We start from the raw sequence: 26775 nt of genomic DNA, 5'->3' as shown, positions 1-26775 counted from the left end.
ATCAGGTGCGCCACCCTTCCCGATACGTACGGCCCGGACACGATGTTCACCGTGTCCGGGCAGGGGTTCGTCCAGGCGTCGTTCGTCGGGCTCGTGGTCTCGGTCGACGCCATGAGGGCGCACCCTTCGCGCGGAATGGGGAGACGAGGGGGTCAGGCGGTGGTGACGGGTACGGCGGGCGGGTTGGCCTCCCGTGGCGCGTCGGGGCGCTTCGGCGCGGGTCCTCGCAGCACGGTGAACGCCACGGCGAAGGCGGCCACGATGAGCCCCGCTCCGACGGCGAAGGCCAGGTGGTAGCCGCCGGTCAGTGCCTCGGCCCGGCCGTTGCCCCGGGCGAGCAGCGCGTCGGTGCGGGAGGCCGCCAGGGTGGACAGCACCGCGACGCCCAGCGCCATGCCGATCTGCTGAGTGGTGTTGAACAGCCCGGAGACGAGCCCGGCCTCGTCCTCCTTCGCACCGGACATCCCGAGGCTGGTCAACGCGGGGAGAGCCAGCCCGAAACCGGCGGCGAGCAGCATGACCGGGAGGAGGTCGGGGAGGTACCGGGCGTGCACGGGGACGCGGATGAGCAGCCCGAGGACCCCGGCCAGCAGCGCCAGCCCGGCCAGCAGCACCGCGCGATCGCCGAAGCGGGCGCTGAGCCGCGCGGAGACGCCGAGTGACACCGCGCCGATGGCGAGGGCGGCCGGGAGCATGGCCAGACCGGTCCTGGTGGCGCCGTATCCCAGGACGTTCCGCAGATAGAGGGCGACGAGGATCTGGAACGAGAAGAGCGCGGCCACCATCAGGACCTGGACCAGATTGGCCCCCGCGACACCGCGCGACCGCAGGATCCGCAGGGGCATCAATGGGGTGCGGGCGGTGGCCTGGCGGACCAGGAACAGGGCGAGCAGGAGGAGCGAGACGGCGCCGAGGCCGAGCGTATGCGCCGCCGTCCAGCCGTAGTCCGCCACCTTGACGACGGTGTAGATGCCCAGCATCAGTCCGGCCGTGACGAGCAGGGCGCCGAGGACATCGGCACCGGCCGCGAGACCGGGCCCGCGGTCGGCGGGCAGGACGGATAGGGCGACCGCGAGGGTCAGCAGTCCGATCGGCAGATTGATCAGGAAGATCCAGTGCCAGCTGAGCGCGTCGGTGAGAAGGCCCCCGAGCACCTGGCCGATTGACGCTCCGGCGGCGCCGGTGAAGCTGAACACGGCGATGGCCTTCGCGCGTTCGGCGGGCTCGGTGAAGAGCGTGACGAGCATGCCCAGGCTGACCGCGGACGCCAGCGCGCTGCCGACCCCCTGCAGAAACCGGGCGGCGATCAATGCCGCGGGGGAGGTGGCCACGGCCGCCAGAAGCGAGGCCGCGGTGAACACCGCGGTGCCGGCCAGGAACATGCGCTTACGGCCGATGAGATCGCCGATGCGGCCCGCGAGCAGCAGCAGACCGCCGAACGCGATCAGATAGGCGTTGACGACCCAGCTCAGCCCGGCGGCGGAGAACCGCAGATCGCTCTGGATGGCGGGCATGGCCACGGTCACGATGCTGCCGTCGAGGATGACCATCAGCATCCCGGTGGCGATGACCCCGAGGGCCAGTTGGCGTGATGGAGGGACGCGGGAAGAGGGCGGGGCGGACTCGGACGCGGTGGCGGACATGCGGTCACTCCTGTCGGTAGACGCGACAGGAGTGACCGTAGCAGATGGTTTCGTTGCAGACTATTTGTTTCGGCTCTACTTTCAGCTCCAGGTGTGGTTCCAGGTGTGGCTCTGGGTGCGGCGCTACTTCTCGCTCTGGCGCGCCCGCCGGGCCGGGCGGGGGCTCTCGGCGGGCGCGGCCAGATGTCCCTCGGTCAGCCGGGTCAAGGCCCGTAGCAGGGCGGCGCGTTGGGTCTCGGGCAGCGCCGTCAGCGCCTCCCGGTGAACGCGGTCCACGATGTCCTGGCTCTGCTCGGCGATCCGCGCGCCCTCCTCGGTCACCGCGATGATCCGGGCCCGGCGATCCCGGGTCGAGGCGCGCCGCTCCGCGAGACCCGCCTTCTCCAACGCGTCCACCGTCACCACCATCGTGGTCTTGTCCATGTCGCCGATCTCGGCGAGCTGTGCCTGGGTGCGCTCCTCCTCCAGAGCGTGGACCAGTACGCAGTGCATCCGTGCCGTCAGTCCGATCTCGGCGAGCGCGGCCGACATCTGGGTGCGCAGGACGTGGCTGGTGTGGTCGAGGAGGAACGACAGGTCCGGTTCGTTCTGGGTGGGCGCCATCGCGGTCATATGGCCCAGGGTAACAATTCGATCCGTACTGGATTATCCGGAACAGTCCATACCTGGCGGAGTCAGCCGTTGCGGTAGAGGGCGGTGAGCAGCTCGATCGCGGTTTGGGTGGCGGGGTGCGGGTCGTCCCGCCACCAGGCGAGGCGTACCGCGATCGGCTCGGCGTCGCGGACCGGCCGGTAGGCGATTCCGGGCCTCGGGTACTGGTTGGCGGTGGACTCCGCCGTCATGCCGACGCAGCGGCCCGCGGAGATCAATGTGAGCCAGTCCTCCACGTCGTGGGTCTCCTCGGTGGCCGGCCGGGAGTCGGGCGGCCACAGCTCCGCGGTGGTGGTCCCGGTCCGCCGGTCGACCAGCAGGGTGCGTCCGCTGAGGTCGGCCAGCCGGACCGAGCGGCGCCTGGCGAGGGGGTCGTCGGCGGCCACGGCGCACAGCCGCCTCTCCAGTCCGACGATGGCGGAGTCGAAGCGGCGCTCGTCGAGGGGTCTGCGTACGACGGCCAGGTCACAGGCGCCCTCCGCCAGCCCGGCGGTGGCGGAATGCACACGGACGAGGTGCAGATCCGTCTCGGGATATGCCTGGGCCCAGCGGCGCTGGAAGGCGGGGGTGTGGCGGCCGAGCGCGGACCAGGCGTAGCCGATCCGCAGATGCGCGTGGCCCGATATGGCCTCCCGGATCAGGCCGTCCACCTCGGCCAGCACCCGCCGGGCGTGTGCCACCACGCGCAGCCCGGTGCCCGTAGGGGTCACCTCGCGGGAGGTCCGCCGCAACAGCCGTGTCCCCAGGGCGCGTTCGAGCGAGGCCAGGGTCCGGGACACGGCCGCCTGGGAGACGCCGAGCGCGATGGCGGCGTCGGTGAAGGTGCCCTCGTCGACGATCGCCACGAGGCAGCGCAGTTGCCGCAGCTCCACATCCATACGTCCAGCGTATAGATAAGGCGCCGAACGCATTATGTGCATGCGTGTGCCCGGCGCACGATCGACACATGCGACCAGCTCCCGCGTCACGTATCGCCACCGCACGATCGACGGGAACCGCACACCGGATCCCACCGACCCCCGCCGACTCCGACCCGGGCCCCGGCCTGGATTCGGTCCCCGGCCCGGGTCCGCGCCCGGGACCGAGCCCGGACCCGGACCCGGCCTCGGACCCCGATCGGCAGCCGACCGCGCGTCGCTTCGCCGGTGTGGCCACGATGATCGGCAGCGGGCTGTCCAACCAGACCGGCGCCGCGATCGGATCCCACGCCTTCCCCGTCCTCGGCCCGATCGGGGTCGTCGCCGTCCGCCAGTACGTCGCCGCGATCGTCCTGCTGGCCGTCGGCCGGCCCCGGCTGCGGAGCTTCACCTGGTGGCAGTGGCGGCCGGTGGTGGGTCTTGCCGTGGTGTTCGGCACCATGAATCTCTCCCTGTACACCGCCATCGACCGCATCGGCCTCGGGCTCGCGGTGACGCTGGAGTTCCTCGGCCCGCTGTGCATCGCGCTGGCCACCTCACGGCGCCGGGCGGACGCGTGCTGTGCGCTGGTCGCGGCCGCCGCCGTGGTGACACTGATGCGTCCGCGGCCCTCGGCCGACTACCTGGGCATGGGGCTGGGGCTGCTGGCCGCCGTGTGCTGGGCGTCGTACATCCTGCTCAACCGCACCGTGGGCCGACGGGTCCCCGGCGCTCAGGGGTCGGCGGTGGCCGCGGGGCTCTCCGCCCTGATGTTCCTGCCGGTCGGGATCGCCGTCGCCGTCCATCAGCCGCCGACCGCGAGCGCCGTGGCGTACGCCGTCACCGCGGGCGTCCTCTCCTCGGCCGTGCCGTACCTCGCGGACCTGTTCACCCTGCGCCGCGTGCCCGCCCAGGCGTTCGGGCTCTTCATGAGCGTCAACCCCGTCCTCGCCGCCCTGGTCGGCTGGGTCGGCCTGGGGCAGAACCTGGGGTGGACGGAATGGACGAGCGTAGGCGCCATCGTCGCGGCCAACACACTGAGCATCCTCACCCGGCGCGGCTGAAGGACCGCATACCGCCGCGCACGGCCGGTGCGCGACACCGCTGACGGTCCCGTCCAGGCGGGTACGACGCCACCGCTCACAGCGCGGTGCTCGGGTGTGGGTGGAGGCTCAGGTCCACCCGGGGTGGACCTGTGGGTTGACGTGTGCGGCGGGGGCTGCGGCCGAGCATGGCGGCATGGATATCAAGGACTGGCTGATCGATATCGCCCTCGTGGGCATGGTGCTGCTGCAACTGCGCGGCCGACGGTTGACGGCGAAGGCGCTGCTGCTGCCGGTGGCGCTCGTCGCATGGGTGGCGACGAAGTACCTGCACGAGATCCCGACGTCGGGCAACGATCTCCTTCTGATCGTGGCCACGACGCTGACCGGGCTCGCTCTGGGCGCGGGGGCCGGGGCGCTGACCCGGGTGTACCACAACGACGCCGGTGAGGTCATCGCGCGCGCCACGGCCACGGCGGCCGTGCTGTGGGTGGTGGGCTGCGGCTTCCGTATGGCCTTCCAGCTGTTCGCCACGCAGGGTGGCGACGAAGCGATCGGCCGCTTCTCCACCGACTACCACCTCGATCCGACGGCCTGGGCCCCGGCGATTCTCCTGATGGCGCTCGCCGAGGTGATCGCCCGCACCGTCATCGTGGCCTGGCGCGGACGGGAGGCGCTCCTCGGGTCGGACCGGGGCCGGCTGGGCGTCCGGTGAGCGACGGGCCACGATGCGAGCGGTGGCCCCTGGGGCTGGGCAGGTCACGGGCACGGCATGCTGGTCGGATGAGTACAGGTGATCTCCGGTCGGGCCCCGGCGGACCGTCCGTCCGGCCGGACGGCAATGAGCCGACCGCGGAATGGGCCGTGGGCCTGCTCGCCCTGGGCGGCTTGATCTACGGGGCGGTGCGGGCGACACATCCTGGGCTCGACGCCCGCGGCCTGGTCGCGCTGGTGGTCACCGTGGGCCTGGGCCTGGGCTGGGTCGGCTGGCTGGTGGGCATGCGGAGAGGCCGGCCGACGGTCGGTGTGTGCGCGGTGGCCCTGGTGGCGGTCTGTGGCGGGGTGGCGGGGGCGTGGGCGTCGTTCGGCGCGGTGGTCGTGGGGGTGGCCGCGATGTGCGCCGTCATGCTGGTGGGGCTGCTCCCCGCCACGGCCCTGGCCGGCCTCGGCATCGCGGCCGACGCCGTCGCCCTCGCCATCGACGGACAGGACGTCGCGAAGCTCGCCGCCGTGGGGGTGGCCGCGCTGCTCGGCCTGCTGCTGGGCGTCGTACGCCGCCAGCGCCGGGAACGGCTGCGGTCCGAGGCCGAGCTGGCGGTGGCGTGGGAACGTGGCGCCGTCGAGCACGAGCGCGCGGAGCTGTTCGCCGAGCGCAACCGGATCGCCCGGGAGGTGCACGACGTGCTGGCCCACACGCTGTCGGCGCTGTCGGTGCAGATCACCGCTCTTGATTCCATCGTTGAGGACGGCGCCGGCACCGACGAGGTGCGGGCCGCGATCGGCCGGTCCCGCCGGCTGGTCGTCGAGGGCCTGGACGAGACCCGCCGGGCGGTGCGGGCGCTGCGCGAGGAGCCGGTCGCCCTCGACGAACAGCTCACCGCCCTCGCCACGGACGAAGGCGCCGACTTCCGGATCGCCGGTTCCGTACGGCCGCTGCCACCGGCGGCCGGAATAGCCCTGCTGCGGGTCGCCCAGGAGGCACTCACCAACGCGCGCAAGCACGCACCGGGCGCCGCCGTCACGGTCACCCTGGCCTTCGGCGAATCGTCCACCCGTCTGACGGTCACCAATGAGGCGACGGTACGATCTGGCGTCGATCCGGCCGGAGAGCTTGCCGAGACCGGCGGTGGTTTTGGCCTCACCGGCATGCGCGAGCGCGTGGAACTGCTCGGCGGCACACTCGACGCAGGTCCCGAAGACGCAGGTCCCGAAGACGCAGGTCCCGGAGACGTGGGCCCCAAGGACGCAGGTGCCCAAGCCGGTGGCTGGAGTGTGGAAGCGGAGGTCCCGGCGTGAAGGTGATCATCGTGGACGACCAGACCATCGTCCGCGACGGACTGGTCACCATCTGCGAGCGCCTGCCCGACGTCGAGGTGGTCGCCGCTGTCGGCGACGGTCGGCAGGCCCTGGCCGCGGTCGCCGAACATTCCCCGGACGTGGTGCTGATGGACCTGCGCATGCCGCACATGGACGGCATCGAAGCCACGCGGCACATCACCATGGACCATCCCGCGACGCATGTCGTCGTGCTGACCACCTTCATCGACGACGAATCGATCAACGCGGCACTCACCGCCGGAGCACTGGGCTACCTCACCAAGGAAGCCGGGCGCGAGGACGTCGATCGGGCGCTGCGGGCGGCCGCCCGCGGGCAGGCCCTCCTGGACCCCGCCGTACACGCCCGCCTCGTCGCACTCGCCCGGCAGCAGCCCGCCGCCGGGTCGGGGGAACTGCCCGCCGGGCTGACCGCACGCGAGGCCGAAGTGCTCATCTGCATGGCCAAGGGCCTCTCCAACCGCGAGATCGCCCGATCGCTGTTCGTCAGCGAAGCCACCGTCAAAACCCATGTCAACCGCGTCTTCGCCAAGACCGGCAGCCGTGACCGCGGCCAGGCCATCGCCTACGCGCACCGGCACGGACTCGGTTGAGCCCGGGTGAGTCGTTCGCCCTCACCGCGAGCCTTCGACCTGGCGTGGGGGTAGCAGCGGATGCCTGTGTCGAGGCCGCCGGTGTGCGGGTGCAGCGCGGCGTTGCCGAGGCGCCGCGCTGCCAACGCGCCCAGGCCACCGCTCAGTCGGCGGCTGCGAACAACGCCTCCGCGTCGGCGACCGCCTCGGCCAGGGCGGCGGGCTCCGGCCGCAGCCCTGCCACGATCGTGTCGATGCCGCGCAGGCCCGCCCGCTGCAGGAGGCGTTTCTCGTTGGTGGCCCACTCGCCCCGCGCCGCCAGCACCGCGTGCGCCGTCTGCAGGGCGGCGGTCGCCACCGCCCCCGCCACCTCGGTGGCCTGGCCACGTCCGACGTACGCGGCCGAGGCGTACCGCAGTGTCAGAGCCGCGCGCCCGCGCCACATCGGGGGCGCCGCCTCGCGCAGCGCCGCCGGGTAATCGGGGCGGGGCAGGGCGCCCCGCAGCACCTGGTTGAGGGCGAGTTCGGCCACCACCAGATAACTGGGGATGCCTGCCAGGTGGAACATCAGCGGCTCCCAGCGGAAGCGGCCCAGCCGCGACTCGGCGAGTTCGTGTTCCACCACCTCGAGGTCGCGGTAGTGGACGTCCACGCGCCGTCCGTCGATCGTCAGCCAGGCGCCCCCGTTGAAGACACCACCGCCCCACTCGCCGATCTCGGAGACCTCGCCCTCCCAGCCGACGGCCCGCAGGTCGGCCGGGTCGAAGCCGTCCCGGTAGTACACGGCCAGGTCCCAGTCGCTCTCCGGGGTGTGGGTGCCTTGCGCACGCGAGCCCCCGAGGGTGACGGCGCGTACGGCGGGCAGGGCGGCGAGCCGCCCGGCGACATCGTCGAGGAACATGGCGTCGGGCATGCGGGGAACCACGTCGTCGGTCATTCGGATCCGATCGTGTGAAGTGGATGATGGATGCTGCGGGCACACCACGCGGACGCCGGAGCACGGGCTCGGACGGCGTTCGCGCGGATCGGTGTGCCGGGTCATCACTCCATGACGGCGACCTTACCGCCCCCACCGGGACATGAGCCGGTGGGGGCGGAACAGCCGACGGACGGCGGGCGTACCCGCCAGAGGGCGGGTCAGCCCTTCACCAGGCCCAGGCGGAACAGACTCTCCGCGGTGTCGAGGAAGGTCGTCACCGTGTCACGCGGGCTCCAGCCGAAGACGGAACGCGCCTTCGCGGTGCGCAGGATCGGTACGCTCCCCGCCTGCCCCGCCGCTTCCCGCACCGACGGGTCGGAGCCGGCGGCCACCCGCGTCTCTTCGTCACTCAGCTCCCGCGTGGGCACTCGGGCGGCGCGCTCGCCGAGGTGCTCGGCCAGCACCCCGGCGATCCACAGGAAGCTGACGGCCCGGTCGCCGCTGGCGAGGAAGCGCTGTCCCGTCGCCGCGGGATGTGTCATGGCCCGCAGATGGAGGTCGGCCACATCGCGCACGTCCACCACGCCGAAGTGGGTACGGGGGACGGCGGGCATCTCTCCCGCCAGCATCGCCCGCACGAGCTCTGCCGAGGCGGACAGCCGGGGGCTGAGTGTCGGGCCGAAGATCCCGGTCGGGTTGATCACCGTGAATTCGAGGCCGTCCCCCTCCTTCTCCGCGAATTCCCAGGCGGCGAGCTCAGCGATGGTCTTCGACCGGATGTAGGGCGCGTTGTCGTCCGCGGGGTCGGTCCAGTCGCTCTCGTCGTACTCGTCCCCGTCCTTCGCGCTATATCCCACCGCCGCGAACGAGGACGTCATCACGACCCTCTTCACACCGTGGTCCCGTGCCGCCCTCAGCACACGAAGGGTGCCGTCCCGAGCGGGGACGATCAGGTCGTCCGCGTTCTCCGGCTGGACGGAGGGGAACGGCGACGCGACATGAAGGACGCGGGCGCACCCCACCATCGCGTCGTCCCAGCCGTCATCCGCGGTCAGATCGGCGCTGACGACATCGAGCCGCCCGCCGGGATCGACACCGGAGGCCGCGATGGCCGACCGTACGCTCGCTTCGGCGCTCGTGGCCCGGCCGTGCGAACGGACGGTGGTGCGGACCCGATGGCCGCTCCGCAGCAGGCCGCTGATCACATGGGTGCCGACATAGCCATTGCCGCCGGTCACCAGGACGAGTTCGCCACCACCGGTGTCGGTGTCGGTGTCGGTGTCAGCGGACACGGGGACAGGCTTGCCTTCCATGAATTTCTTGCATCCTTCCCAAACGCATTTCTCACAGCGCGTCGATGAGGCCCGTGACCTCTTCGATCGCCCGGCGCTCCGCATCGGCGTCGGCGCGCTCCCTCGCGTCCCACATCTCCGCCTTGAGTCGCAGATAGCGCAGGCGGACCTCCATGAGCGCCATCTCCCGCTCCAGACGCTCCGCGTTGCGCCGGAAGAGGTCGCGCAGGGGAGCGGCGCCCTGCGTGCCCTCGTCGAGGTGGCGGAGGTAGGCACGCATGTCCTGCACGCTCATGCCGGTCGATCTCAGACACCCCAGCGCCTTGATCGTCTCCACCACGGTCGGGTGGTAGCGCCGGTGGCCACTGTCCCGGTCGCGGTCCACCGCGGGGATCAGGCCGATCTTCTCGTAGTAGCGCAGCGTCGGCTCCGAGAGGCCGCTCAGCCTCGACACCTGCTGGATGGTCATCGGGGAGCCCCGGGCCTCTGTCCCTGTCGTTGTCATATGTCGAGCATCCGACACTTGAAGCGCTTGAGGTCAAGTGCGATCGACAGGCCGTCCCGCAAGCGGCCGGCCGGTGGCTACCGGGACGTCCTGGGCGTGGCGACGGCGGAGGGGGCAGCGGGCGCGCCGGGGCGCCGTCCGGGCGTGGAGATGGGGATGTCGCGCATGAGGAGCAGCGCCCCGAGGGCGAGGAGCCCGGCGGCGCTTCCGCTCCAGGCGATGGTGGAGCCGATGGCCGTCGCGGTGGGCGCGGCCGTGCCGGAGTGGCCGATCAGGGACTGGGCGCAGGCCAGGCCGACCGCGCCACCGAGCTGCTTGGTGAGGGCGGAGCCCGCGGTGGCGGTGCCCATGTCGGCACGCGGGACGGAGTTCTGGGTGGCGATGGTGAGCCCGCCCATGGCCGGTCCGGTGCCGAGCCCGACGAGTAGCAGCAGAACGGACGTCAGCGCGAGCGGTGTGGTGGCCCTCAGGGCGAGGAAGGCGGCGGTGCCAGTGGTGAGCAGCCCCGCTCCGGTCAGCAGGACCGGTTTGACGTGTCCGCTGCGCAGCACGGTGGCGGCGGTGAGCCGGTTGCCCAGGGTCATGCCGATGAGCAGGGGGAGCAGCAGCAGACCGGAGGCGGTGGCCGAGTGGCCGCGGATGTGCTGGAAGTACAGCGGCAGGAAGATCCCCACCGGCAGAGCGGCGACCTGGAAGAAGAAACCGGCGGTCAGCAGGGCCGTGTAGGTGCGGTGCCGGAACAGCCGCAGGGGCAGGACGGGGACGGCGGCCCGCCGCTCGACCGGTACGAGCGAGGCGAGCAGCGCCAGACCGCCGAGCAGGCAGCCCATGACGGCCGGATCCGTCCAGGAGGGCGCGTACCCAGCGGTCGCGTTGCCTTTGAGGCTGAGGCCGGTCAGCGCGAGGGAGAGCCCGGCGGCGAGGAGGAGGATCCCCGCCGCGTCGAGCCGTCCGGACGGCGGGGTGGCGGGACGGCGGTCGGGCAGGGCCAGGGCGATGACGGCGATGGCGGCCAGCCCGAGGGGGAGATTGAGCCAGAACGCCCAGCGCCAGCCGACATGATCGGCGAGCAGCCCACCGAGGAGCGGGCCGCCGACCATGCCCGTGATCATCATGGTGGCCATCGCCGTCTGCATCCGGATCAGGCCCTGGGGGCGGGACGGTGGGTGAAGGTCGCGGACCAGGGCCATGCCGAGGGTCAGCAGGGCTCCGGCGCCCAGGCCCTGGAGCGCGCGGGAAAGGATCAGCGTCGGCATGGAGGCGGACAGGCCGCAGGCGATGGAGCCGATCAGAAAGACGGTGAGCCCGCCGATCAGCAGCCGGCGGCGGCCGTAGAGGTCGGAGAAGCGGCCGTAGACCGGCACGCTGACGGAGGAGGTCAGCAGATAGGCGGTGACCAGCCAGATATACCAGGCGTCCCCTCCGCCGATCTGCTCGACGATGCGGGGCAGCGCGGTGCCGACCACGGTGCCGTCCAGCATGGCCAGGAAGGCGCACCCCAGCAGGGCGAGGGTGGCCAGGGTCCGGCGGCGGGGCGGGAGTTCCTCGTACGCGTCGGGTCCGCTCACCTGGCCTCCCCGGACGCGGCGAGCGCGCCGTGCAGGAAGAGGTCCACGACTTCCTCGGTGGTCAGCGGGTCGGGGGCGCCCAGCCGCCCGGCCGACATCAGCGTCAGCTGGAAGGCGTCCGCGAGCCGTTCCGGGGCGATCCGCAGGCGGTCCCGGTCGGGTTCGAACAGCGCGGCCAGCGCCGCGCGCGGCCGGGCCAGGCTCGCCTCGCGGTCCGGGAGGCGTCCGTCCTTACCGGGCTTGGGGGCGACGCGTTCCAGCCGCCCGGCCGCCGCGAGCGCTCCGGCGACCGCGCCGATACGCGCCATGTGCCCGCGCACCACATCGGCCGCCTCGGCGAGCCGGTCCGCCAGCGGCTGGTCCAGGGCGATCGACTCCAGATGGGCCACGGTGTCATCGGGCCGCACGGCCTCGGCCATACAGGCCGCGAGCAGGGCGTCCTTGTCCTCGAAGACGCGGAAGATGGTGCCTTCCCCGATGCCCGCGGCCCGGGCGATCTTCGCCGTCGTCACGGAGGCGCCGTATTCGACGACGAGGGGGAGCGCGGCGGCGACGATCATCGCGCGGCGCTGGTCGGGATCCATGGCCGGCGCACGGCGCCGGGGCGGGGTGGAGGAGTTCTCTGCCATGCCGGTACCGTACGGAGTGAGTACTCACTCCGTCAATGCGTTTGTGGGGAGCCACGAGGGGAGTGCCTGCGGGGGGGTACCCGGCGCTGAGCGCAGGGCGGGCGGAGATGCCACGGCGCCGGGCACGGCCCGGCGCCGATGGCCTCATCCGTTGACGTCGTGCCGACACCTTCCAACGGAGTGTCGCCGCGGCCGCGACGTCATGTTCCGGGCCCGATCACACGAGCCGCCACAGATGGTCATCGGTTCCGTTGTCGTCGTACTGCACCACCTGGGCGCTGTTGGCGGTGGACATGCCGTCGACGCCCAGCACCTTCTGGCTGTTCTTGTTGAGGACGCGGAACCAGCCGTCGCCGTTGTCCACCCTCCTCCAGAGGTGATCGGCCGTGCCGTTGTCCTCGTACTGGACGACGATGGCGCTGTTGGCGGTCGACATCCGGTCGACGCCCAGGACCTTGCCGCTGTGGCCGTTGCGGATCAGGAACCAGCCGTCGCCCCGGTCGATCCACTGCCAGGCGTGGTCTCCCGTCGGCGTGTTGTCGAACTGCACCACGCGGGCGCTGTTGGCCGTGGACATCTCGTCGACCGCCAGCACCTTGCCGCTGTGCTTGTTCCGCAGCCGGCGGAAGGGCGGCTCCGGGGTCCATGTCCGGCCGTCCGGCGAGGCCGTCGGAAAGCAGGTGATGCGCAGCCGGGCCGCGCCCATGGGGATGAGGGTGACCGTCTCGGCCGGTGTGTCGGCCCGGGCCGGGCTCTGCTGCAGCGGGGTGACCACCTGCTCGTCGTCGGAGACCCACTCGGGGATGCGACGCGCCTGGGCGGTCATGCGGACCGGGGTGCCCTCGTGAGTGAAGGGATTGGCGGCGAGCGGACCGTCGTCGCGGGTGAGGACGGGAAGGGCTCCGGGGGTGAGGCCGTAGTTCCACGGCGTGGTGGCGTGCACTTCGTACTCGGGAAAGGCGTCGGTACCGGCATAGCGCACGAAGTCCTCGCCGATGCGCAGGGAGTACGTCAGCGGGCCGTGGTCGACGCTGACCGCGTCGTGCTGCCCGGACCACGTCCGCAGGGTGGTGCGCTGCGGCAGGCGGATCGTCACCACATCACCGTCCGACCAGCTCCGGTCGACCTTGACGAAGGCCGGACCGCCGCCCGCGGCCACCGCCCGGCCGTTGACCTCGATGCTCGGGTTCTCGCACCAGCCGGGGACGCGCAGATGGAGCGGGAAGGCCACCTTCTCGCGGGTGGACAGGGTGAGCCTGATGGTCTCGTCGAACGGATAGTCGGTGTCCTCGGTGAAGGAGACCGTCGTACCTCCGGCCACCTTCGCGCTCACCTGGCACGCGGCGTAGAGGGAGGCGGCGAGTCCCTTGTCGGGAGTGGCCAGCCACAGCTCCTCGGCGAAGTACGGCCAGCCCATGCCGTAGTTGTGCGGACAGCAGCGGTACTGGTCGACGCCCGGCTGGTACGACTGCATCGCGAAGCCGTTCTGGAACTGCCCCTGGGACTTCACCGCGTTGTTCAGATCGATGCTGTTCGCGCTGGTGATGTAGTGGGTGCCGGTGCCCTGGGGGTCGAGGGCGGCGGGCAGCATATTGAAGGCCAGATCTTCGCAGCGGTCCGCCCAGACCGGGTCGCCGGTGATCCGGGTCAGCAGTTCATGGCTGGCCATGAACTCGACGATGCCGCAGGTCTCGAACCCCTGCCGGGGGTCCGCGAAACCCGGGCGGTAGTTCTCGTCGCCGGCGATGCCACCGCCCGGGAACTGGCCGTATGCGCCGAGCACCGACGCGTAGGTGCGGTAGGTCGCCTGTCTGAGCTCGGCGGAGCCGGTCACCTGCGCGTACTGGGCGGGCTCGCGGAAGCCCTGGGCGATATTGACGTTGTGCGGACTCGGGAGATTGTCGACCCAGTTGGCGCCGTACGTATGCATCTTGCGGACGAGGTCGAGGAGGAACGCCTCGCCGGTGCGCCGGTACAGCCACATCGCGGTGTCGAGCCCGTCGCCCCAGCGGTAGGAGACCCAGCTGGAGTCGAAGGCGCCCGGCCCCTGCGCGTTCATGAAGCTCAGGAAGCGGGTCAGGAAGGGGACGACGCGCTGGTCGCCGGTGAACTCCTCATGGGTGCGCAGGGCCATGAGAAGGGGGAGGAACGGCCAGAAGTCGGGGCCGCCGTTCAGCTTTGTCCGCAGGGAGCGCGGCCCGAAGAAGCCGTCGCTCTGCTGGGTGGCGAGGATGGCGTCGATCCACCTACGGGAGTTCGCGAGCGCTGCCTGGTCACGGGTGGCCACGGCCAGCGGGACATAGCCACGCAGCCAGTAGGGCACCTCCTCCCAGCCGTCCTGGTCCGGACGGGTCCACCCGGTGGCGTTGACATCGAGGAAGTGCGAGCGCTCCTCGTACCGGCCGCAGAGCCCGAGGAGTTGGAGACGAAGCTGCTCGGCCAGCCATCCGCGCGGGGTGATGCTCCCGGACGGGAGCCGGTCGAAGGCGTCGGCCAGCGGGGCCCTCGGCCGCTGGGCCGGGGATGCCACGGCGGCCGGGGCCAGGTGGGCGGCGAGCGCGGGGGCGCCGAGGGTGAGGGCGCTGGTGCGGAGGAAGCGACGTCGGTCGAGGGGCATCGTGCGGCTCCTGTCGGTGGGGTGCCGAGGAAGTGCCGAAGAATTGCCGAGGGATGTCAAGGTGGACGCGTCGTGCCTGACATCGTTGTCGGGCATCACAGCACGCCACCGGCGCCCTGTCCAGGTGCATGACAGGCCGGGAGCGCGACAAGCCGGGAGTACGGCAGGCCGCGAGTGTGACAAGCCGGGAGTACGGCAGGCCGCGAGTGTGACAAGCCGGGAGTACGACAAGCCGGAGTACGACCGCCCTGCCCCGGTGGGGCTCTATGCTGAGCGTGATGTCCGCACCCCAGGGCCCCACCTTCCGTGAGCTCGTCGTCCAGGCGCTGTCCTCCGTCGAGCACGGCTACGATCTGCTGGCCCCGAAGTTCGACCACACCGGGTACCGGACCCCGGCGTCGGTGCTGGACTCGGTGGCCGGCGCACTGCGCGGGCTCGGGCCCTTCGACAGCGGCCTCGACGTGTGCTGCGGAACCGGCGCGGGCATGGGCGTGCTGCGGCAGGTGTGCCGGAAGCGGATCACCGGCGTCGACTTCAGCGCGGGCATGCTGGCCGCGGGCCGGGCCCGTACCCCGGTGGTGCCGGAGGCACCGCGCACGGGCTGGGTACGCGCCGACGTGCGCGCCCTTCCGTTCGGGCCGGTGTTCGATCTGGCGGTGAGCTTCGGGGCGTTCGGCCACTTCCTGCCGCGGGAGCTGCCGGGGCTTTTCGCCCAGGTCCACTCCGTGCTCCGCCCGGGCGGCCGGTTCGCCTTCCCGATCGGGGCACCGGCCCGTCCGGGATCCCGGCAGTACTGGGAGCTCCTGGCGTTCGACACCGCGATGCGGGTGCGCAACGCGGTATGGCGGCCGCGCTTTGTGATGTACTACCGGACCTTCCGGCTCGCGGAGGTGCGGGAAGAGCTGGTCCGGGCCGGGTTCGAAATCGAACTGCGGGCACTGGAGGAGCTCGGCCGACGGGCGGACGGCAGCCCTCGCTGCCGACTGGTCGTGGCCACCCGGCCCGGCTGAGCGGGCCCGTTGGCCACCGGCCGGTCTAGCGGGCCCGTTGGCCACCGGCTGGTCCGGAGCGCGCCCCACACGGTACGCGGCGGATCGCAGGCACGGCGGCAACCCAAGCGGCGGTGGCGGCGACCTGAGGCTGACAACTTGTCAGCTACTCAAGGGAGTTCACAGTGCGCTCATTCCTCGCGCGCCTGGCCACCGTGCTGGCCGCCCTGGCCGCGCTGGTCGCCGCGCCCGGCGTCGCGACGGCCGCCCCGTCGCGGGTCGCCGACGACTGGAACCCGCCCGCCAACCTGGTGCAGCCGCTGGGCGAGGTGTGGAACCACGTCGAGTCGACCTACCCGGATCTCTACGGCTTCCGCAACTACGGCTGGGACCAGGTCATGGCCAACAGGGGAAGCGTCAACTACTGCGTCCGCTGGGAGTCCGACGCTCCCGTCAGCGCCGCGCTGCGCGACCAGATCCACGCCGCGGTCAAGAAGCAGTACGCCAAGTGGATGGCGGCCATGGTGGAGAACGGCAAGGGACACAACGCCTGGCCCTACACCAACGTCCCGGTCAACATCGTCGGCTGGGCCGTGAAGAACCGCTCGACACTCCAGTGGACCGACAACTCGGTCGACATCTACGCCGGGAACCTCGACAGTGGCGGCGCCCCGCAGTGCTCACCCGACTGTGGACGCTTCTTCCACCAGGACGGTAACTACTCGCGCTGCCCGGGCGGTGCGGCCCGCCACTACGACCAGTCGCTGTGGCTGACGAAGGGCTTCCAGGGCGGTGCCGGCGGAGACTGGGGCCAGCGTGTGGGACAGGAGTACTTCACCGGTGCGCTGAACCAGGACAACATCCACATCTACCTGCATGAAGTCGGCCACACCTTCGGCCTCGACGACTTCTACGACTGGACGCCGACCGGCCAGTGCTGCTTCCTCATGAAGGCGGGAAGCGCCACGCAGATCACGGAGTTCGACAAGTGGATGCTCCGTGACTTCTGGCGCCATCTGAAGAGCCGCTACGGCCTCTGAGCGGACGGTGTCCGCACCCGCTCACCATGCCCCTGGCCTCGTCAGCCGAGCCGTACCGGGCCTTCGGCGACGTCCCCTGTCCGGCCGGCAGGGGACGTCGGCCCGTTCAGTCGTCACATTCGCCGCGCCAGGTGAGGCTGGTCAGGGTGGCCCTGGAACCGATGATCAACTTGTAGTCGCCGGGGCCGGGGTTGAAGTGGAGGCACCTGCCAAACGTCTGTCCGTTGAAGACCCAGGTGGCCTGGATGTGATCGTGGCCCGGCTGACGGGTGCCGTTGTTGAAGATCGTGCTGCCGACGATGCCGGTCGGGTGGGAGCCCCTCCAGTTGCCGGTCGTCTTGATCACGGCCGGACCGTCGGTGCCCACGTTGCTGTCGAAGACACAGACGTTCCCTGAGGGACAGTCGGGCGGACTGGGCTCGGCCGACGCGGTGGGCGCACTGGCGAGCACGGCGACGAGGGCCGCGGACAGGGCTGCCGTGACGGCGATGCGCTGGTGCATGGTGTTCCTCCCGGCTACCGCTGGGGGCGCCCTCCTGGGTGCCCCTTCCGCCGACAGGGCATCACGAACCGGCGGGGACTGGTCCCGAAGGCCCGTCCCCGGCCGGCTACGAGGAAAACGGTCCCACCCGGAACCAGTCGAACTCCGCCACACCGCCCCTGCCGCCGGTCGCCGGACCGGTGGCGAAGAGTCCCACGGTCGCCCCGATCCACTTGCCCGCGGTCGCCGGGAACGGCTCCCCGAGCGGTGTGAACCCCCGCCCGTCCACCTCGGCCGCGAACTGGCACACCGCCCCCGGCCGCACAGTCACCCGGAGCCGTACGGCAGAGCGCCCCCTCCGCAACGGCACCGGCGTGACGGCGTCCACCTCGGCGGCGTCCTGGGCCGCGGTGCGACATACGAGGACGATCCGGTCGCCGTCGTGACGCAGGCCCACCCAGGCGTAGGTCTCACCCAGGACCACCAGCCCGGCCCGGGACCCCTCCGTCATGGCCGACAGGCTCATCGAGGTCGTCGCGGTGAACGATTCGGCGGGCAACCGCTGGGTCAGCACATGGGGCAGCAGCCGTAAGTCACCGGCGACCGGGCTCGGTTGGCAGACCAGGGCGAGCCGGCCCGGGGAGCGGCGCAGCGACCACCACGCCGGGTCGGCGTTCGCCTGCCACATCCACTGCCCGCCCAGCTCCGCCCCGGTGAACTCGTCGCTACTGGCCGGCGCGGTGACCTCCGTCCGGCCGTTCACCCGGGGCTTGGTGTGCACCAGCACCGGCGTACCCCGGCCACTGCCGTCGTCGGTGCCCATCACCGGCCAGCCATCGGTGCGCCACCGCATCGGCTGGAGGTGCACCACCCGTCCGTAGGCATCGCGGTCCTGGAAGTGCAGGAACCAGTCCTCACCGCTCTCCGTGGTCACCCACGCTCCCTGATGCGGCCCGTTGACGGGGCTGTCGCCCTGGGCGAGGACGATGCGGTCCTCGTACGGGCCCCAGATGGAGCGGGAGCGGAACGCCGACTGCCAGCCGTTGGTGACGCCTCCGGCGGGTGCGAAGATCCAGTACCAGCCGTCCCGCTTGTAGAGTTTCGGGCCCTCCAGCGTGGTGTAGCCGGGGAGGTCATCGCCGTTGATCACGATCCGGCCCGCGTCGAGCAGCTCGGTCCCGTCCGGGCTCATACGGTGCAGCGTGAGCCGGTTGTTGATGCCGCTGCGGCTCTTCGCCCACGCGTGGACCAGATACGCCTGCCCGTCGTCGTCCCACAGCGGACACGGGTCGATCAGCCCCTTGCCCGGTTTGACCGGACGCGGTGCGCTCCATGGCCCTCGCGGATCGGTGGCGGTCACCATGAAGATGCCGAAGTCGGGGTCGGGATAGAAGATCCAGAACCTGCCGTCGTGATGGCGCAGGGCCGGAGCCCACACCCCTTCGCCGTGCCTCGGCTCGCTGAAGTGGTCCTTTGGCTCCAGCTCGGTCAGGGCATGACCGATGACGCTCCAGTTGACCAGGTCGACCGACCGCAGCACGGGCAGTCCGGGAACGCGGTTGAAGGTGGAGGCGACCAGATAGAAGTACGGGCCCACCCGGATCACATCGGGGTCGGACCAGTCGGCGTTGAGCACCGGGTTCTGATAGCGGCCGTCCCCCAGGTCGGCCACCCATGGCAGATGTGTCCGGGCCGAGGCCGGTTCACTTGCCGTCACCGCGCCACCTGCCTCGATCGGCCCGCCTGGCCGTGGCGTCGCCGAGGCCGGGGTGGTGGCGCCGACTCCGCCGAGCACCGTCGATCCGGCGACCGCGCCGAGGCCGGTCCGTAATACCTGCCTGCGACCGTGTTCGCTCACTGTTCCCTCCGGGGCGACTCATGGGGGTGCGTCCGTCGGTTGGGTGGTGCGTCCGTTGGTAAGCGCTTTCCGTCTTCCGCCGGAGTCTGTCAGCGCGCCATGGCCCGGGCAAGACCGGCGAGAATCCGCCACCGGACAATCGGCGGACCCGGCAACCTCCTGCCGCGCGGTGGCGACAGTCGCACGGCAGATGTCGTCGAGCAGTGGGAGTGGTGGGCCATGGAAGCCGAACGTCGGGTGGTGGGGCGCGGCAGGCGTCGTGGGCCGGCAGTGGTCGTCGGGGCCCTGATGCTGGCGGGCGCGGTCGCTCTGCCGGGGGCGGGGGCATTCGCCGAGGGCGCGCGCGGACCGGCCGCCGCGTCCTGGAGCGCCGATGTCGCCGACGGGTTCGCATCCGTCAGCGCGCTGGGGCAGAACGGTACGTACGGGGGCCGGGACGGCCGTACGGTCACCGTGCGCACCCTCGCCGATCTCGAGAAGTACGCGACGGCGGCCGAGCCGTACGTCATCGTCGTGGCCGCGGCGATCACGATGGATCCCAAGGGCAAGGAGATCAAGGTCGCCTCCGACAAGACCATCGTGGGCTCGGGCACCTCGGGTCAGATCGTCGGTGGCGGCTTCTTCCTGGGCCAGGGCGTGCACAACGTCATCATCAGGAACCTGACGATCCGTGATTCCTACGAGGGCACCTGGAACGACAAGGAGCACGACTGGGACGCCATCCAGATGGACGGTGCCCACCATGTGTGGATCGATCACAACGAACTGCGGCATATGGCCGACGGGCTGATCGACAGCCGTAAGGACACCACCTACCTCACGGTGTCCTGGAACCGGCTGCAGCAGAACAACAAGAGCTTCGGGATCGGCTGGACGGAGAACACCACGGCCGACATCACGATCCACCACAACTGGTTCCGCGAGAGTGAGCAGCGCAACCCGTCCGCCGACAACATCGCCCATGCGCATCTCTACAACAACTACCTGCAGGACGACCCCGGGACGGACATCAACTCCTCCTACGGCAACTACGCCCGGGGGAACACCAAGATGGTGCTGGAGAACAGCTACTTCCAGGGCTTCGAGAACCCCGTCATCAAGGACGCCACCGCCACCCTGATTCAGCGCGGCAATGTCTTCGTCAACACCACCGGCCGCAACGAGAGCGGCGGCACCGCGTTCGACCCGAAGGCGTATTACTCCTACTCCCTCGACCCCGCCGACCGGGTGCCGTCCATCGTGACCTCCGGCTCGGGCCCCACCCGGGCCATCGGCACCACCGGCTGACCCGGCTGGCGCCGATATCGGCGTGACCTGCCCTTACGCTGCGTCGTAGCCGGGGAGAGCCAGCGCCGAGTGCGCCTTCCGGCCCGTGCTGTTGAGCACGGGGGACGGGTCGCGCAGCGCCTCGTTGCGCCGTGCCAGATCCTCGGGAGTGCGGGGGGACACACTCGCGCTCCCTTCGGTGGCGAGTGCCTGGTTCATCTCCACGAACGACCGCACGGTGCGCTCGTACCTCTCGTAGGCGTCGGCGTGGTCGGGGCCCGTGGCCAGCTCGCCGGCGAGGACGTACGCGCCGACCAGCGCCAGGCTCGAGCCCTGGCCGGAGAAGAACGACGGCGCGTAGGCGGCGTCGCCGACCAGGGCGACCCGGCCGGTGGACCACCGTGGCATATGGATCTGGCTGACCACGTCGAAGAAGAGGTCGTCGCTGTCGCGCATGGCGGCGACCATGCGCGGGATCTCCCAGGCGTATCCGGCGAACGTCCCGGCCACGAGGTCGCGCTGGGCGGCGGGGTCGCGGAAGGCGTCGAGGGGCGGGTCGGGGCGCAGGAAGCTGAGGAAGGCGTGCACCCGGTCGCCGTCGCGGGGTGCGTAGAGGACGGCGGTCCTGCCCGGCACGTTCCAGGTGAGACCCTCGTGGGCGAGCCCGAGGTGGTTGGGCATGGTGAATCCGGCGAAGCTGTGGCCGAGATAGCGGTGGTAGGGCTCCTCGGGGCCGAAGGCCAGGCCCCTGGTGCGCGAGTGGATGCCGTCGGCGCCGATGACCAGGTCGAAGGTGCGCCGGGCGCCGCCGCGGAAGGTCACGTCCACCCCGCCGTCGTGGTCGTGGAGGGTGGCGATGGAGTCGTTGAAGAGGAGTTCGGCGTCGTCGCGGATCGCCCCGTAGAGGATCTCGGCCAGCTCTCCGCGAGGGATTTCGAGGTCGTGGCCTTCCTCGCCGCCGGAGATGGCTTCGGGCCGGAGGGCGGCTATCGGACGGCCTTCCACGTCGACGAAGGAGATCCGGCGGATGGCGACGTGGGCGTCCTGGAGCCGGGGGAGCACCCCCATGCGCCGGACGACCTCGACCGCGGTGCCGCGGATGTCGATGGGGTAGCCGCCACCGCGTAGTGCGGCCGCCTTCTCGACGAGTGTGACCGCGAAACCGTACCGGTGGAGCCAGTAGGCCAGCGCGGGGCCGGCGATGCTGGCCCCGGAGACCAGGACCGTGCGCTTCGGCGCGGTGTTCATGCCGCTCATGGGCACTCCTCTCCGGCCCTCCTGCGGGGAGGGCCTGGCGTATACCTAACTCAGGTATCCTTTTTAGTGGCGTGAAAGGGCCCTGGATGCGGGGCCGATGGGATGACTATATACCTAACTTAGGTAGATGTGGAGGGCGGGCATGACCGCCGAGGAACCGGAGGCCGGGCAGGGCGGCGACGGTGAACACGACCTGCTGGCCATGCTGCCCCGTCTGACGCAGCTCAGCGGTGCCGTGAACCGGGGCCGCCTGACCGAACGCGCCATGGAGGCCGCCGGTGTATCCGTGGACCGGCCCGCGATGTCGGTGCTGATCTCCCTGCATGTGGCGGGCGGTCCACTGCGCGTGGGGGAGATCGCCGCACGGATGCAGGTCGTCGGGCCCCATGTGACCCGGCAGGTGAACGAGCTGGCGCGGCGCGGACTGGTCCACCGGGTCACCGATCCGGACGATCAGCGCGCTCGGCTCATCGAGCCGACCGCCGAGGGAGCGGCGGCGACCGACCGCTATATGCGGACCGTCCTCGGATGGTTCGGCGACGCCCTCGCGGGCTGGAGTCCGCACGACCGCGAGGTCTTCGGCCGGCTTCTGGCGCGCTTCGTCGACGACCTCACCGCCCATCTGGACTCCCTCGACGACGATCGGCCCGCATAAGCGGACACGCGCCCGGCCGGAGGTCCTCCTACCCGGACGCCCGGCCCGTCTCGACGAGGTCGGCCAGCTTGTCCAGGCTCATACGGGTGCCCAGCTCGTTGTCGGCGGCCGGTACGGCGTCGGGGAGCCCCTCGTGCAGGATGTGGACGTCCGTGCCGCCGCCCTCCGCGTCGGTGAGCGTGGTCGTGATCGTCATCGTGGTGCGCAGGGCGGGATCCGTGGTCTCGAACTCGGACACCTCGACCACCTGCTCGTCCGGCACCAGCCGGCTGAAGCGGCCGTGGTAAGTGTCCGTATGGCCGCCCGACTTGCCGGTGCTCGCCGGGTCGTCGTAGATGAGCGAGATGCGGAAGGTCCCGCCTTCGTGGGGGTCGAACTCATGCACCCGGCAGGTCATGCCGTCGGGCACCCGCCAGGCCGCGACGGCGCTCGCGTCGAGGAGCGCCCGGTAGACGGCCGAGCGCGGAGCGTTCATGCGTCGGGAGACTCGCGTGGCATACATGCGCCCAACCTAGCGGCCGGGTGGCGGGCACATAAGCCGGTGGCCCGGTGCCCGGCCGCTGGGTTGGGCGGCGGCGGAGGTCTAGCGTCCGGAAAGACCTCCGCCGCCGGGACACCCCATCCACGGAGCGCTGTCGAGGGGTGCCGTTTTCGGGGGAGTGCGGGTCAGCGCTTGACCTTGCGGGTCGCCCGCAGCCACTCCTTGTTCATCGCGGTGATGGAGAACAGGGGGATGCCCTTGGGGCAGGCGGTGGCGCACTCACCGGTGAGGGTGCAGCCGCCGAAGCCCTCGGCGTCCATCTGGGACACCATGTCCAGCACCCGGGTCTCCCGCTCGGGAGAGCCCTGGGGCAGCACATTGAGGTGGTTGACCTTGGCCGAGGTGAACAGCATCGCCGCACCGTTGGGACAGGCCGCCACGCAGGCGCCGCACCCGATGCACTCGGCGTGCTCGAACGCGAAGTCCGCGTCCGCCTTGGGCACCGCGGTCGCGTGTGCCTCCGGCGCGGCCCCGGTCGGGGCGGTGATGAAGCCACCGGCCTGGATCACCCGGTCGAAGGCGGAGCGGTCCACCACCAGGTCCTTGATGACCGGGAAGGCGGAGGCACGCCACGGCTCGATGTCGATGGTGTCGCCGTCCTGGAAGGACCGCATATGGAGCTGGCAGGTGGTGGTGCGCTCGGGACCGTGGGCGTCACCGTTGATCACCAGGCTGCACGCACCGCAGATGCCCTCACGGCAGTCGTGGTCGAAGGCCACCGGCTCCTCACCCTTGACGATGAGTTCCTCGTTGAGGATGTCGAGCATCTCCAGGAAGGACATGTCCTGGGAGACGCCGTCGAGCTGGTAAGTGGCCATGGCACCGGGGGTGTCGGCGTTCTTCTGGCGCCAGACGCGCAGGGTGAGCTTCATGCGTAGCTCCGCTGAGTGGGGTGGACGTACTCGAAGGTCAGGTGCTCCTTGTGGAGCACGGGGGCGGCGCCGGTGTCGGTGAACTCCCAGGCCGCGGCGTAGGTGAACTCCTCGTCCCTACGGGCGGCCTCGCCGTCGGGGGTCTGGGACTCCTCGCGGAAGTGGCCACCGCAGGACTCGGCCCGGTGCAGGGCGTCCAGGCACATCAGCTCGGCCAGCTCCAGATAGTCCACGACCCGGTTGGCCTTCTCCAGCGACTGGTTGAACTCCTCGCCGGTGCCCGGCACCTTGATCCGCCGCCAGAACTCCTCGCGGATCTGCGGGATGCGGTCCAGCGCCTTGCGCAGCCCCTCGTCGGTGCGGGCCATGCCGCAGAACTCCCACACCAGCTCGCCGATCTCGCGGTGGAAGGAGTCGGGGGTGCGGTCGCCGTCGACGGCCAGCAGCTTGGCCAGCCGGTCCTCGGTCTCCCGCACCGCCTCCACGGCCGCGGGGTGCCCGGCGTCGACCTCTTCCTTGTGCGGGTGGCGGGCCAGATAGTCGTTGATCGTCGACGGCAGGACGAAGTAGCCGTCGGCCAGGCCCTGCATCAGCGCGGAGGCGCCGAGCCGGTTGGCACCGTGGTCGGAGAAGTTGGCCTCGCCGATCGCGAACAGCCCCGGCACGGTGGTCTGCAGGTCGTAGTCGACCCACAGCCCGCCCATCGTGTAGTGGATCGCGGGGTAGATGCGCATCGGGACCTCGTACGGGTTCTCCGCCGTGATCCGCTCGTACATGTCGAAGAGGTTGCCGTACTTCTCCTCGACCGCCTTGCGGCCCATCCGGGCGATGGCGTCGGCGAAGTCCAGATACACGCCCTGGCCGCCGGGTCCGACGCCGCGGCCCTCGTCACAGACGTTCTTCGCGGCGCGGGAGGCGATGTCGCGCGGCACCAGATTGCCGAACGACGGATAGATCCGCTCCAGGTAGTAGTCGCGCTCGTCCTCGGGGATCTCGGCCGCGGGACGGGTGTCGCCCTTCGCCTTGGGCACCCAGATCCGGCCGTCGTTGCGCAGCGACTCGCTCATCAGGGTCAGCTTGGACTGGTGGTCCCCGGAGCGCGGAATGCAGGTCGGGTGGATCTGGGTGAAGCAGGGGTTGGCGAAGTACGCGCCGCGCCGGTGCGCCCGCCAGATGGCGGTCGCGTTGGAGTTCATGGCGTTCGTCGACAGATAGAAGACGTTGCCGTAGCCGCCGCTGGCCAGCACCACCGCGTCGGCGAAGTACGTGGAGATCTTGCCGGTCACCAGATCGCGGGCGACGATGCCACGCGCCCGCCCGTCGACCACGATCAGGTCCAGCATCTCGGTGCGGGCGTGCATCTCCACATTGCCCGCCGCGATCTGGCGGGACAGCGCCTGATAGGCGCCGAGCAGCAACTGCTGGCCCGTCTGACCGCGGGCGTAGAAGGTGCGGGAGACCTGCACACCGCCGAACGAGCGGGTGTCCAGCAGACCGCCGTACTCCCGGGCGAAGGGCACGCCCTGGGCCACGCACTGGTCGATGATCTCCACCGAGATCTGCGCCAGGCGGTGGACATTGGACTCGCGGGCGCGGAAGTCGCCGCCCTTGACGGTGTCGTAGAACAGCCGGTGGATCGAGTCGCCGTCATTGCGGTAGTTCTTCGCCGCGTTGATCCCGCCCTGGGCGGCGATGGAGTGGGCCCGGCGCGGCGAGTCCTGGTAGCAGAACTGCACCACGTGGTAGCCCTGCTCGGCCAGGGTGGCGCCGGCGGCGCCACCGGCCAGGCCGGTGCCCACCACGATGATGGTGTGCTTGCGGCGGTTGGCGGGGTTGACCAGCTTGGCCTGGAAGCGGCGGGTGTCCCAGCGCTCGCTGACCGGCCCGGAGGGGGCCAGCTCGTCCTCGATCGGCTCGCCGACGGTGTACTCGGTGTATTCGCTGTACGAGGTCATGGTCAGCTCACCACTCCGGTCATGACACCGACGGGTATCGAGATGAACCCGGCGGTGAGGACGATCGCCAGCCCATTGGCAGTGGCCTTGAGGGCACGGTCACGGGTGCGGCTGCCCGCGCCCAGGGTCTGCGCGGCGCTCCAGAAGCCGTGCTGGACGTGCATGCCCATGGCCAGCATCGCCACGATGTAGATGACGTTCCCGTACCAGGTGGAGAAGGTGTCCACCACGTTCTGGTACGGATGGCCCTCTTGGAATCCGCCGCTGTGCGTGGTGCCGGTGGTGAGGTCCAGGATGTGCCACACGATGAACAGGGCCAGGATCACCCCGCCCCAGCGCATGGTCCGGGTGGCATAGCTCATCCGTGGCTTGGCATGGACGTAGCTCTGCGGGCGGGCCTTGATGTCGCGCCTGCTCAGCTGGTAGGCGGACACACCGTGCAGGATCACCGCGGCGACGAGGACGATACGGGCGATCCACAGGCCCCATTCATGGTGCAGGACGGGCGCCCCCATGACACGCAGCCAGTGTCCGTAGCCGTTGAACTCCCCGGGACCGAAGAAGATCTTCATGTTTCCGAGCAGGTGGGCACAGAGGTAGCCGATCATGATCAGACCGGTCACGCCCATGACGATCTTCTTGCCGAGGGTCGATTGCCAGAATGTGAGCGCCATGGACGGCCGTCGCTCCGCCCGCGTCGGACGCTGCTCCGGCCGCGTTGTCAATGCCATGGACACGACGGTAGAACCCGGCGGGTCGAAAGGGCCAAGATATGATTCTGATCATCTCGATAGTCAGCGTCTATCGAGGGCCGCTCAGATCCGGCCACGCTTGGCCCGGCCGTCCCCCTGGCCGTCTCCCGGCCGGGTGAAAACGGTCAGCGGAAGCCCTCGCGGGTGATGCCGATGGCCTGCCGGAGCAGGTCCACGACATCGCGCTCACGGCGTTCGAGAGCCGTCTGCCCGACGACGCGGAAGGCGGCGAGCAGGGTCGCGGCGAGGACCTGGGCCCGCAGCGGGGTGTCCGGTCCGGCGGGGAGGCGCTCTTCGGCGGCCTCGGCGAGATCGCGCTCGGCGGTGGCGTAGGTGGCGACCAGCTCCGGGAGCAGCGCCGGATGCAGGCGCAGGGTCCGGTAGTGCTCCTCCTGCGCCGGGTCGGCGGCGAACTCGGTGGAGTGCTGCTCGGCGGCGTGGATGACCGCCGTCATCAGGGATTCCCCCGCCGGGCGGGCCCGGATCAGCTCGACCAGCCGGACCGTACGCGCACTGTCGTGATGCAGCAGCGCCTGTTCCTTGCTGGCGAAGTAGTTGGAGAAGGTGCGCCGGGAGACGGTGGCGGCATCGGCGATGGCCTCCACCGTGAGGTGCTCGACGCCGTGCTCGGCGGCGAGGCGCACGGCGGCATCGTGCAGCGACTGGCGGGTCGCCGCCTTCTTGCGCTCGCGCAGGCCGGTAGTCATCGCCGAGGAGCA

General features: G+C 70.7%; 24 protein-coding genes and 1 pseudogene. 8 read left to right on the top strand and 17 right to left on the bottom strand.

The genetic code is table 11. The features are described from left to right. Positions 1-152 precede the first annotated feature (152 nt). The 3 genes from CGL27_RS05425 to CGL27_RS05415 form a co-directional block, all read right to left on the bottom strand. On the bottom strand, positions 153-1643 hold the full coding sequence (locus tag CGL27_RS05425) for an MFS transporter (protein ID WP_119984974.1): 1491 nt from the start codon (positions 1641-1643) through the stop codon (positions 153-155). A 123-nt stretch (positions 1644-1766) separates the two neighbouring features. Beyond that, positions 1767-2255, bottom strand: coding sequence for a MarR family winged helix-turn-helix transcriptional regulator (locus CGL27_RS05420; protein ID WP_119984972.1), 489 nt, complete (start codon positions 2253-2255; stop codon positions 1767-1769). A gap of 62 nt (positions 2256-2317) precedes the next feature. Then, the gene (locus CGL27_RS05415) at positions 2318-3172 is read right to left on the bottom strand and encodes a LysR family transcriptional regulator (protein WP_119984970.1); all 855 of its coding nucleotides are present in this window, start codon (positions 3170-3172) and stop codon (positions 2318-2320) included. Between the two features lie 68 nt (positions 3173-3240). On the opposite strand from CGL27_RS05415, the gene CGL27_RS05410 reads away from it, so the two are divergent. The 4 genes from CGL27_RS05410 to CGL27_RS05395 all read left to right on the top strand — a co-directional run bounded on the left by CGL27_RS05410 (position 3241) and on the right by CGL27_RS05395 (position 6881). Next, positions 3241-4254: an EamA family transporter gene (locus CGL27_RS05410; RefSeq protein WP_240450366.1), complete on the top strand. Its 1014-nt coding sequence runs from the start codon at positions 3241-3243 to the stop codon at positions 4252-4254. 175 nt (positions 4255-4429) lie between these two features. Continuing rightward, complete coding sequence (locus CGL27_RS05405) at positions 4430-4948, top strand: hypothetical protein (RefSeq protein WP_119984968.1); 519 nt, start codon at positions 4430-4432, stop codon at positions 4946-4948. A 68-nt stretch (positions 4949-5016) separates the two neighbouring features. Then, a complete protein-coding gene (locus CGL27_RS05400) occupies positions 5017-6249 on the top strand; it encodes a histidine kinase (protein ID WP_162952881.1) in 1233 nt (410 codons plus the stop codon). After that, a complete protein-coding gene (locus tag CGL27_RS05395) occupies positions 6246-6881 on the top strand; it encodes a response regulator transcription factor (RefSeq protein WP_078638731.1) in 636 nt (211 codons plus the stop codon). The genes CGL27_RS05400 and CGL27_RS05395 overlap by 4 nt, the downstream gene beginning before the upstream one ends. 142 nt (positions 6882-7023) lie before the next feature. On the opposite strand, the gene CGL27_RS05390 is transcribed toward CGL27_RS05395, so the two are convergent. From CGL27_RS05390 to CGL27_RS05365, 6 genes are all read right to left on the bottom strand, one after another. After that, a complete protein-coding gene (locus CGL27_RS05390) occupies positions 7024-7797 on the bottom strand; it encodes a nucleotidyltransferase domain-containing protein (RefSeq protein ID WP_240450365.1) in 774 nt (257 codons plus the stop codon). Positions 7798-7997: 200 nt separating this feature from the next. Further along, complete coding sequence (locus tag CGL27_RS05385; RefSeq protein ID WP_240450364.1) at positions 7998-9071, bottom strand: aldehyde reductase; 1074 nt, start codon at positions 9069-9071, stop codon at positions 7998-8000. A gap of 52 nt (positions 9072-9123) precedes the next feature. After that, on the bottom strand, positions 9124-9576 hold the full coding sequence (locus CGL27_RS05380) for a MerR family transcriptional regulator (protein WP_119984962.1): 453 nt from the start codon (positions 9574-9576) through the stop codon (positions 9124-9126). Between the two features lie 77 nt (positions 9577-9653). Continuing rightward, entirely contained in the window at positions 9654-11144 is a 1491-nt protein-coding gene (locus CGL27_RS05375) for an MFS transporter (protein WP_119984960.1), read from the bottom strand. Continuing rightward, positions 11141-11773 carry a TetR/AcrR family transcriptional regulator gene (locus CGL27_RS05370; RefSeq protein ID WP_119984958.1) on the bottom strand — a complete coding sequence of 211 codons (633 nt, stop codon included), beginning with the start codon at positions 11771-11773 and terminating at the stop codon, positions 11141-11143. The genes CGL27_RS05375 and CGL27_RS05370 overlap by 4 nt, the downstream gene beginning before the upstream one ends. Before the next feature lie 217 nt (positions 11774-11990). Further along, on the bottom strand, positions 11991-14390 hold the full coding sequence (locus CGL27_RS05365; protein WP_119984956.1) for a beta-L-arabinofuranosidase domain-containing protein: 2400 nt from the start codon (positions 14388-14390) through the stop codon (positions 11991-11993). 278 nt (positions 14391-14668) lie between these two features. Between CGL27_RS05365 and CGL27_RS05360 the strand changes: the two genes are divergently transcribed. Next, a complete protein-coding gene (locus tag CGL27_RS05360; RefSeq protein ID WP_078647085.1) occupies positions 14669-15400 on the top strand; it encodes a class I SAM-dependent methyltransferase in 732 nt (243 codons plus the stop codon). A 164-nt stretch (positions 15401-15564) separates the two neighbouring features. Next, positions 15565-16419, top strand: a complete 855-nt coding sequence (locus tag CGL27_RS05355) for a hypothetical protein (RefSeq protein WP_078638726.1) — start codon at positions 15565-15567, stop codon at positions 16417-16419. Positions 16420-16525: 106 nt separating this feature from the next. Here the strand turns inward: CGL27_RS05355 and CGL27_RS05350 are convergent, their stop codons facing one another. After that, a complete protein-coding gene (locus tag CGL27_RS05350) occupies positions 16526-16921 on the bottom strand; it encodes a hypothetical protein (protein ID WP_078638725.1) in 396 nt (131 codons plus the stop codon). Positions 16922-17027: 106 nt separating this feature from the next. Next, positions 17028-18758: a glycoside hydrolase 43 family protein gene (locus CGL27_RS05345; RefSeq protein ID WP_240450363.1), complete on the bottom strand. Its 1731-nt coding sequence runs from the start codon at positions 18756-18758 to the stop codon at positions 17028-17030. 219 nt (positions 18759-18977) lie between these two features. On the opposite strand from CGL27_RS05345, the pseudogene CGL27_RS05340 reads away from it, so the two are divergent. Further along, a pseudogene (locus tag CGL27_RS05340) lies at positions 18978-20039 on the top strand (pectin esterase); the annotation flags it as partial. Positions 20040-20078: 39 nt separating this feature from the next. Here the strand turns inward: CGL27_RS05340 and CGL27_RS05335 are convergent. Next, complete coding sequence (locus CGL27_RS05335; RefSeq protein ID WP_119994255.1) at positions 20079-21272, bottom strand: FAD-dependent monooxygenase; 1194 nt, start codon at positions 21270-21272, stop codon at positions 20079-20081. Between the two features lie 151 nt (positions 21273-21423). On the opposite strand from CGL27_RS05335, the gene CGL27_RS05330 reads away from it, so the two are divergent. After that, positions 21424-21936: a MarR family transcriptional regulator gene (locus CGL27_RS05330; protein ID WP_078638722.1), complete on the top strand. Its 513-nt coding sequence runs from the start codon at positions 21424-21426 to the stop codon at positions 21934-21936. A gap of 28 nt (positions 21937-21964) precedes the next feature. On the opposite strand, the gene CGL27_RS05325 is transcribed toward CGL27_RS05330, so the two are convergent. The 5 genes from CGL27_RS05325 to CGL27_RS05305 all read right to left on the bottom strand — a co-directional run bounded on the left by CGL27_RS05325 (position 21965) and on the right by CGL27_RS05305 (position 26763). Next, entirely contained in the window at positions 21965-22438 is a 474-nt protein-coding gene (locus tag CGL27_RS05325; protein ID WP_078638721.1) for an SRPBCC domain-containing protein, read from the bottom strand. 164 nt (positions 22439-22602) lie between these two features. Next, entirely contained in the window at positions 22603-23349 is a 747-nt protein-coding gene (locus CGL27_RS05320; RefSeq protein ID WP_078638720.1) for a succinate dehydrogenase/fumarate reductase iron-sulfur subunit, read from the bottom strand. Then, entirely contained in the window at positions 23346-25304 is a 1959-nt protein-coding gene (locus CGL27_RS05315) for a fumarate reductase/succinate dehydrogenase flavoprotein subunit (RefSeq protein ID WP_078638719.1), read from the bottom strand. Before CGL27_RS05315 ends, CGL27_RS05320 begins: the two co-directional genes overlap by 4 nt. A 2-nt stretch (positions 25305-25306) precedes the next feature. Next, positions 25307-26035, bottom strand: a complete 729-nt coding sequence (locus CGL27_RS05310) for a succinate dehydrogenase (protein WP_078638718.1) — start codon at positions 26033-26035, stop codon at positions 25307-25309. Positions 26036-26181: 146 nt separating this feature from the next. Then, entirely contained in the window at positions 26182-26763 is a 582-nt protein-coding gene (locus tag CGL27_RS05305; protein WP_119984952.1) for a TetR/AcrR family transcriptional regulator, read from the bottom strand. Between the last annotated feature and the right edge of the window lie 12 nt (positions 26764-26775).

It is taken from the genome of Streptomyces sp. 11-1-2 (assembly GCF_003595545.1).
GTDB lineage: Bacteria > Actinomycetota > Actinomycetes > Streptomycetales > Streptomycetaceae > Streptomyces > Streptomyces hygroscopicus_B.
The sequence above is the reverse complement of the archived record's forward strand: the minus strand, read 5'-3'. Positions and strand labels throughout refer to the sequence as shown.

What these genes read in the sequence shown, in the direction of transcription:
- CGL27_RS05425 (WP_119984974.1), bottom strand. Translation starts at nt 1,643, where the DNA reads ATGTCCGCCACCGCGTCCGAGTCCGCCCCGCCCTCTTCCCGCGTCCCT.
- CGL27_RS05420 (WP_119984972.1), bottom strand. Translation starts at nt 2,255, where the DNA reads ATGACCGCGATGGCGCCCACCCAGAACGAACCGGACCTGTCGTTCCTC.
- CGL27_RS05415 (WP_119984970.1), bottom strand. Translation starts at nt 3,172, where the DNA reads ATGGATGTGGAGCTGCGGCAACTGCGCTGCCTCGTGGCGATCGTCGAC.
- CGL27_RS05410 (WP_240450366.1), top strand. Translation starts at nt 3,241, where the DNA reads ATGCGACCAGCTCCCGCGTCACGTATCGCCACCGCACGATCGACGGGA.
- CGL27_RS05405 (WP_119984968.1), top strand. Translation starts at nt 4,430, where the DNA reads ATGGATATCAAGGACTGGCTGATCGATATCGCCCTCGTGGGCATGGTG.
- CGL27_RS05400 (WP_162952881.1), top strand. Translation starts at nt 5,017, where the DNA reads ATGAGTACAGGTGATCTCCGGTCGGGCCCCGGCGGACCGTCCGTCCGG.
- CGL27_RS05390 (WP_240450365.1), bottom strand. Translation starts at nt 7,797, where the DNA reads ATGACCGACGACGTGGTTCCCCGCATGCCCGACGCCATGTTCCTCGAC.
- CGL27_RS05380 (WP_119984962.1), bottom strand. Translation starts at nt 9,576, where the DNA reads ATGACAACGACAGGGACAGAGGCCCGGGGCTCCCCGATGACCATCCAG.
- CGL27_RS05370 (WP_119984958.1), bottom strand. Translation starts at nt 11,773, where the DNA reads ATGGCAGAGAACTCCTCCACCCCGCCCCGGCGCCGTGCGCCGGCCATG.
- CGL27_RS05365 (WP_119984956.1), bottom strand. Translation starts at nt 14,390, where the DNA reads ATGCCCCTCGACCGACGTCGCTTCCTCCGCACCAGCGCCCTCACCCTC.
- CGL27_RS05360 (WP_078647085.1), top strand. Translation starts at nt 14,669, where the DNA reads ATGTCCGCACCCCAGGGCCCCACCTTCCGTGAGCTCGTCGTCCAGGCG.
- CGL27_RS05350 (WP_078638725.1), bottom strand. Translation starts at nt 16,921, where the DNA reads ATGCACCAGCGCATCGCCGTCACGGCAGCCCTGTCCGCGGCCCTCGTC.
- CGL27_RS05335 (WP_119994255.1), bottom strand. Translation starts at nt 21,272, where the DNA reads ATGAACACCGCGCCGAAGCGCACGGTCCTGGTCTCCGGGGCCAGCATC.
- CGL27_RS05330 (WP_078638722.1), top strand. Translation starts at nt 21,424, where the DNA reads ATGACCGCCGAGGAACCGGAGGCCGGGCAGGGCGGCGACGGTGAACAC.
- CGL27_RS05325 (WP_078638721.1), bottom strand. Translation starts at nt 22,438, where the DNA reads ATGTATGCCACGCGAGTCTCCCGACGCATGAACGCTCCGCGCTCGGCC.
- CGL27_RS05320 (WP_078638720.1), bottom strand. Translation starts at nt 23,349, where the DNA reads ATGAAGCTCACCCTGCGCGTCTGGCGCCAGAAGAACGCCGACACCCCC.
- CGL27_RS05315 (WP_078638719.1), bottom strand. Translation starts at nt 25,304, where the DNA reads ATGACCTCGTACAGCGAATACACCGAGTACACCGTCGGCGAGCCGATC.
- CGL27_RS05310 (WP_078638718.1), bottom strand. Translation starts at nt 26,035, where the DNA reads ATGGCATTGACAACGCGGCCGGAGCAGCGTCCGACGCGGGCGGAGCGA.
- CGL27_RS05305 (WP_119984952.1), bottom strand. Translation starts at nt 26,763, where the DNA reads ATGACTACCGGCCTGCGCGAGCGCAAGAAGGCGGCGACCCGCCAGTCG.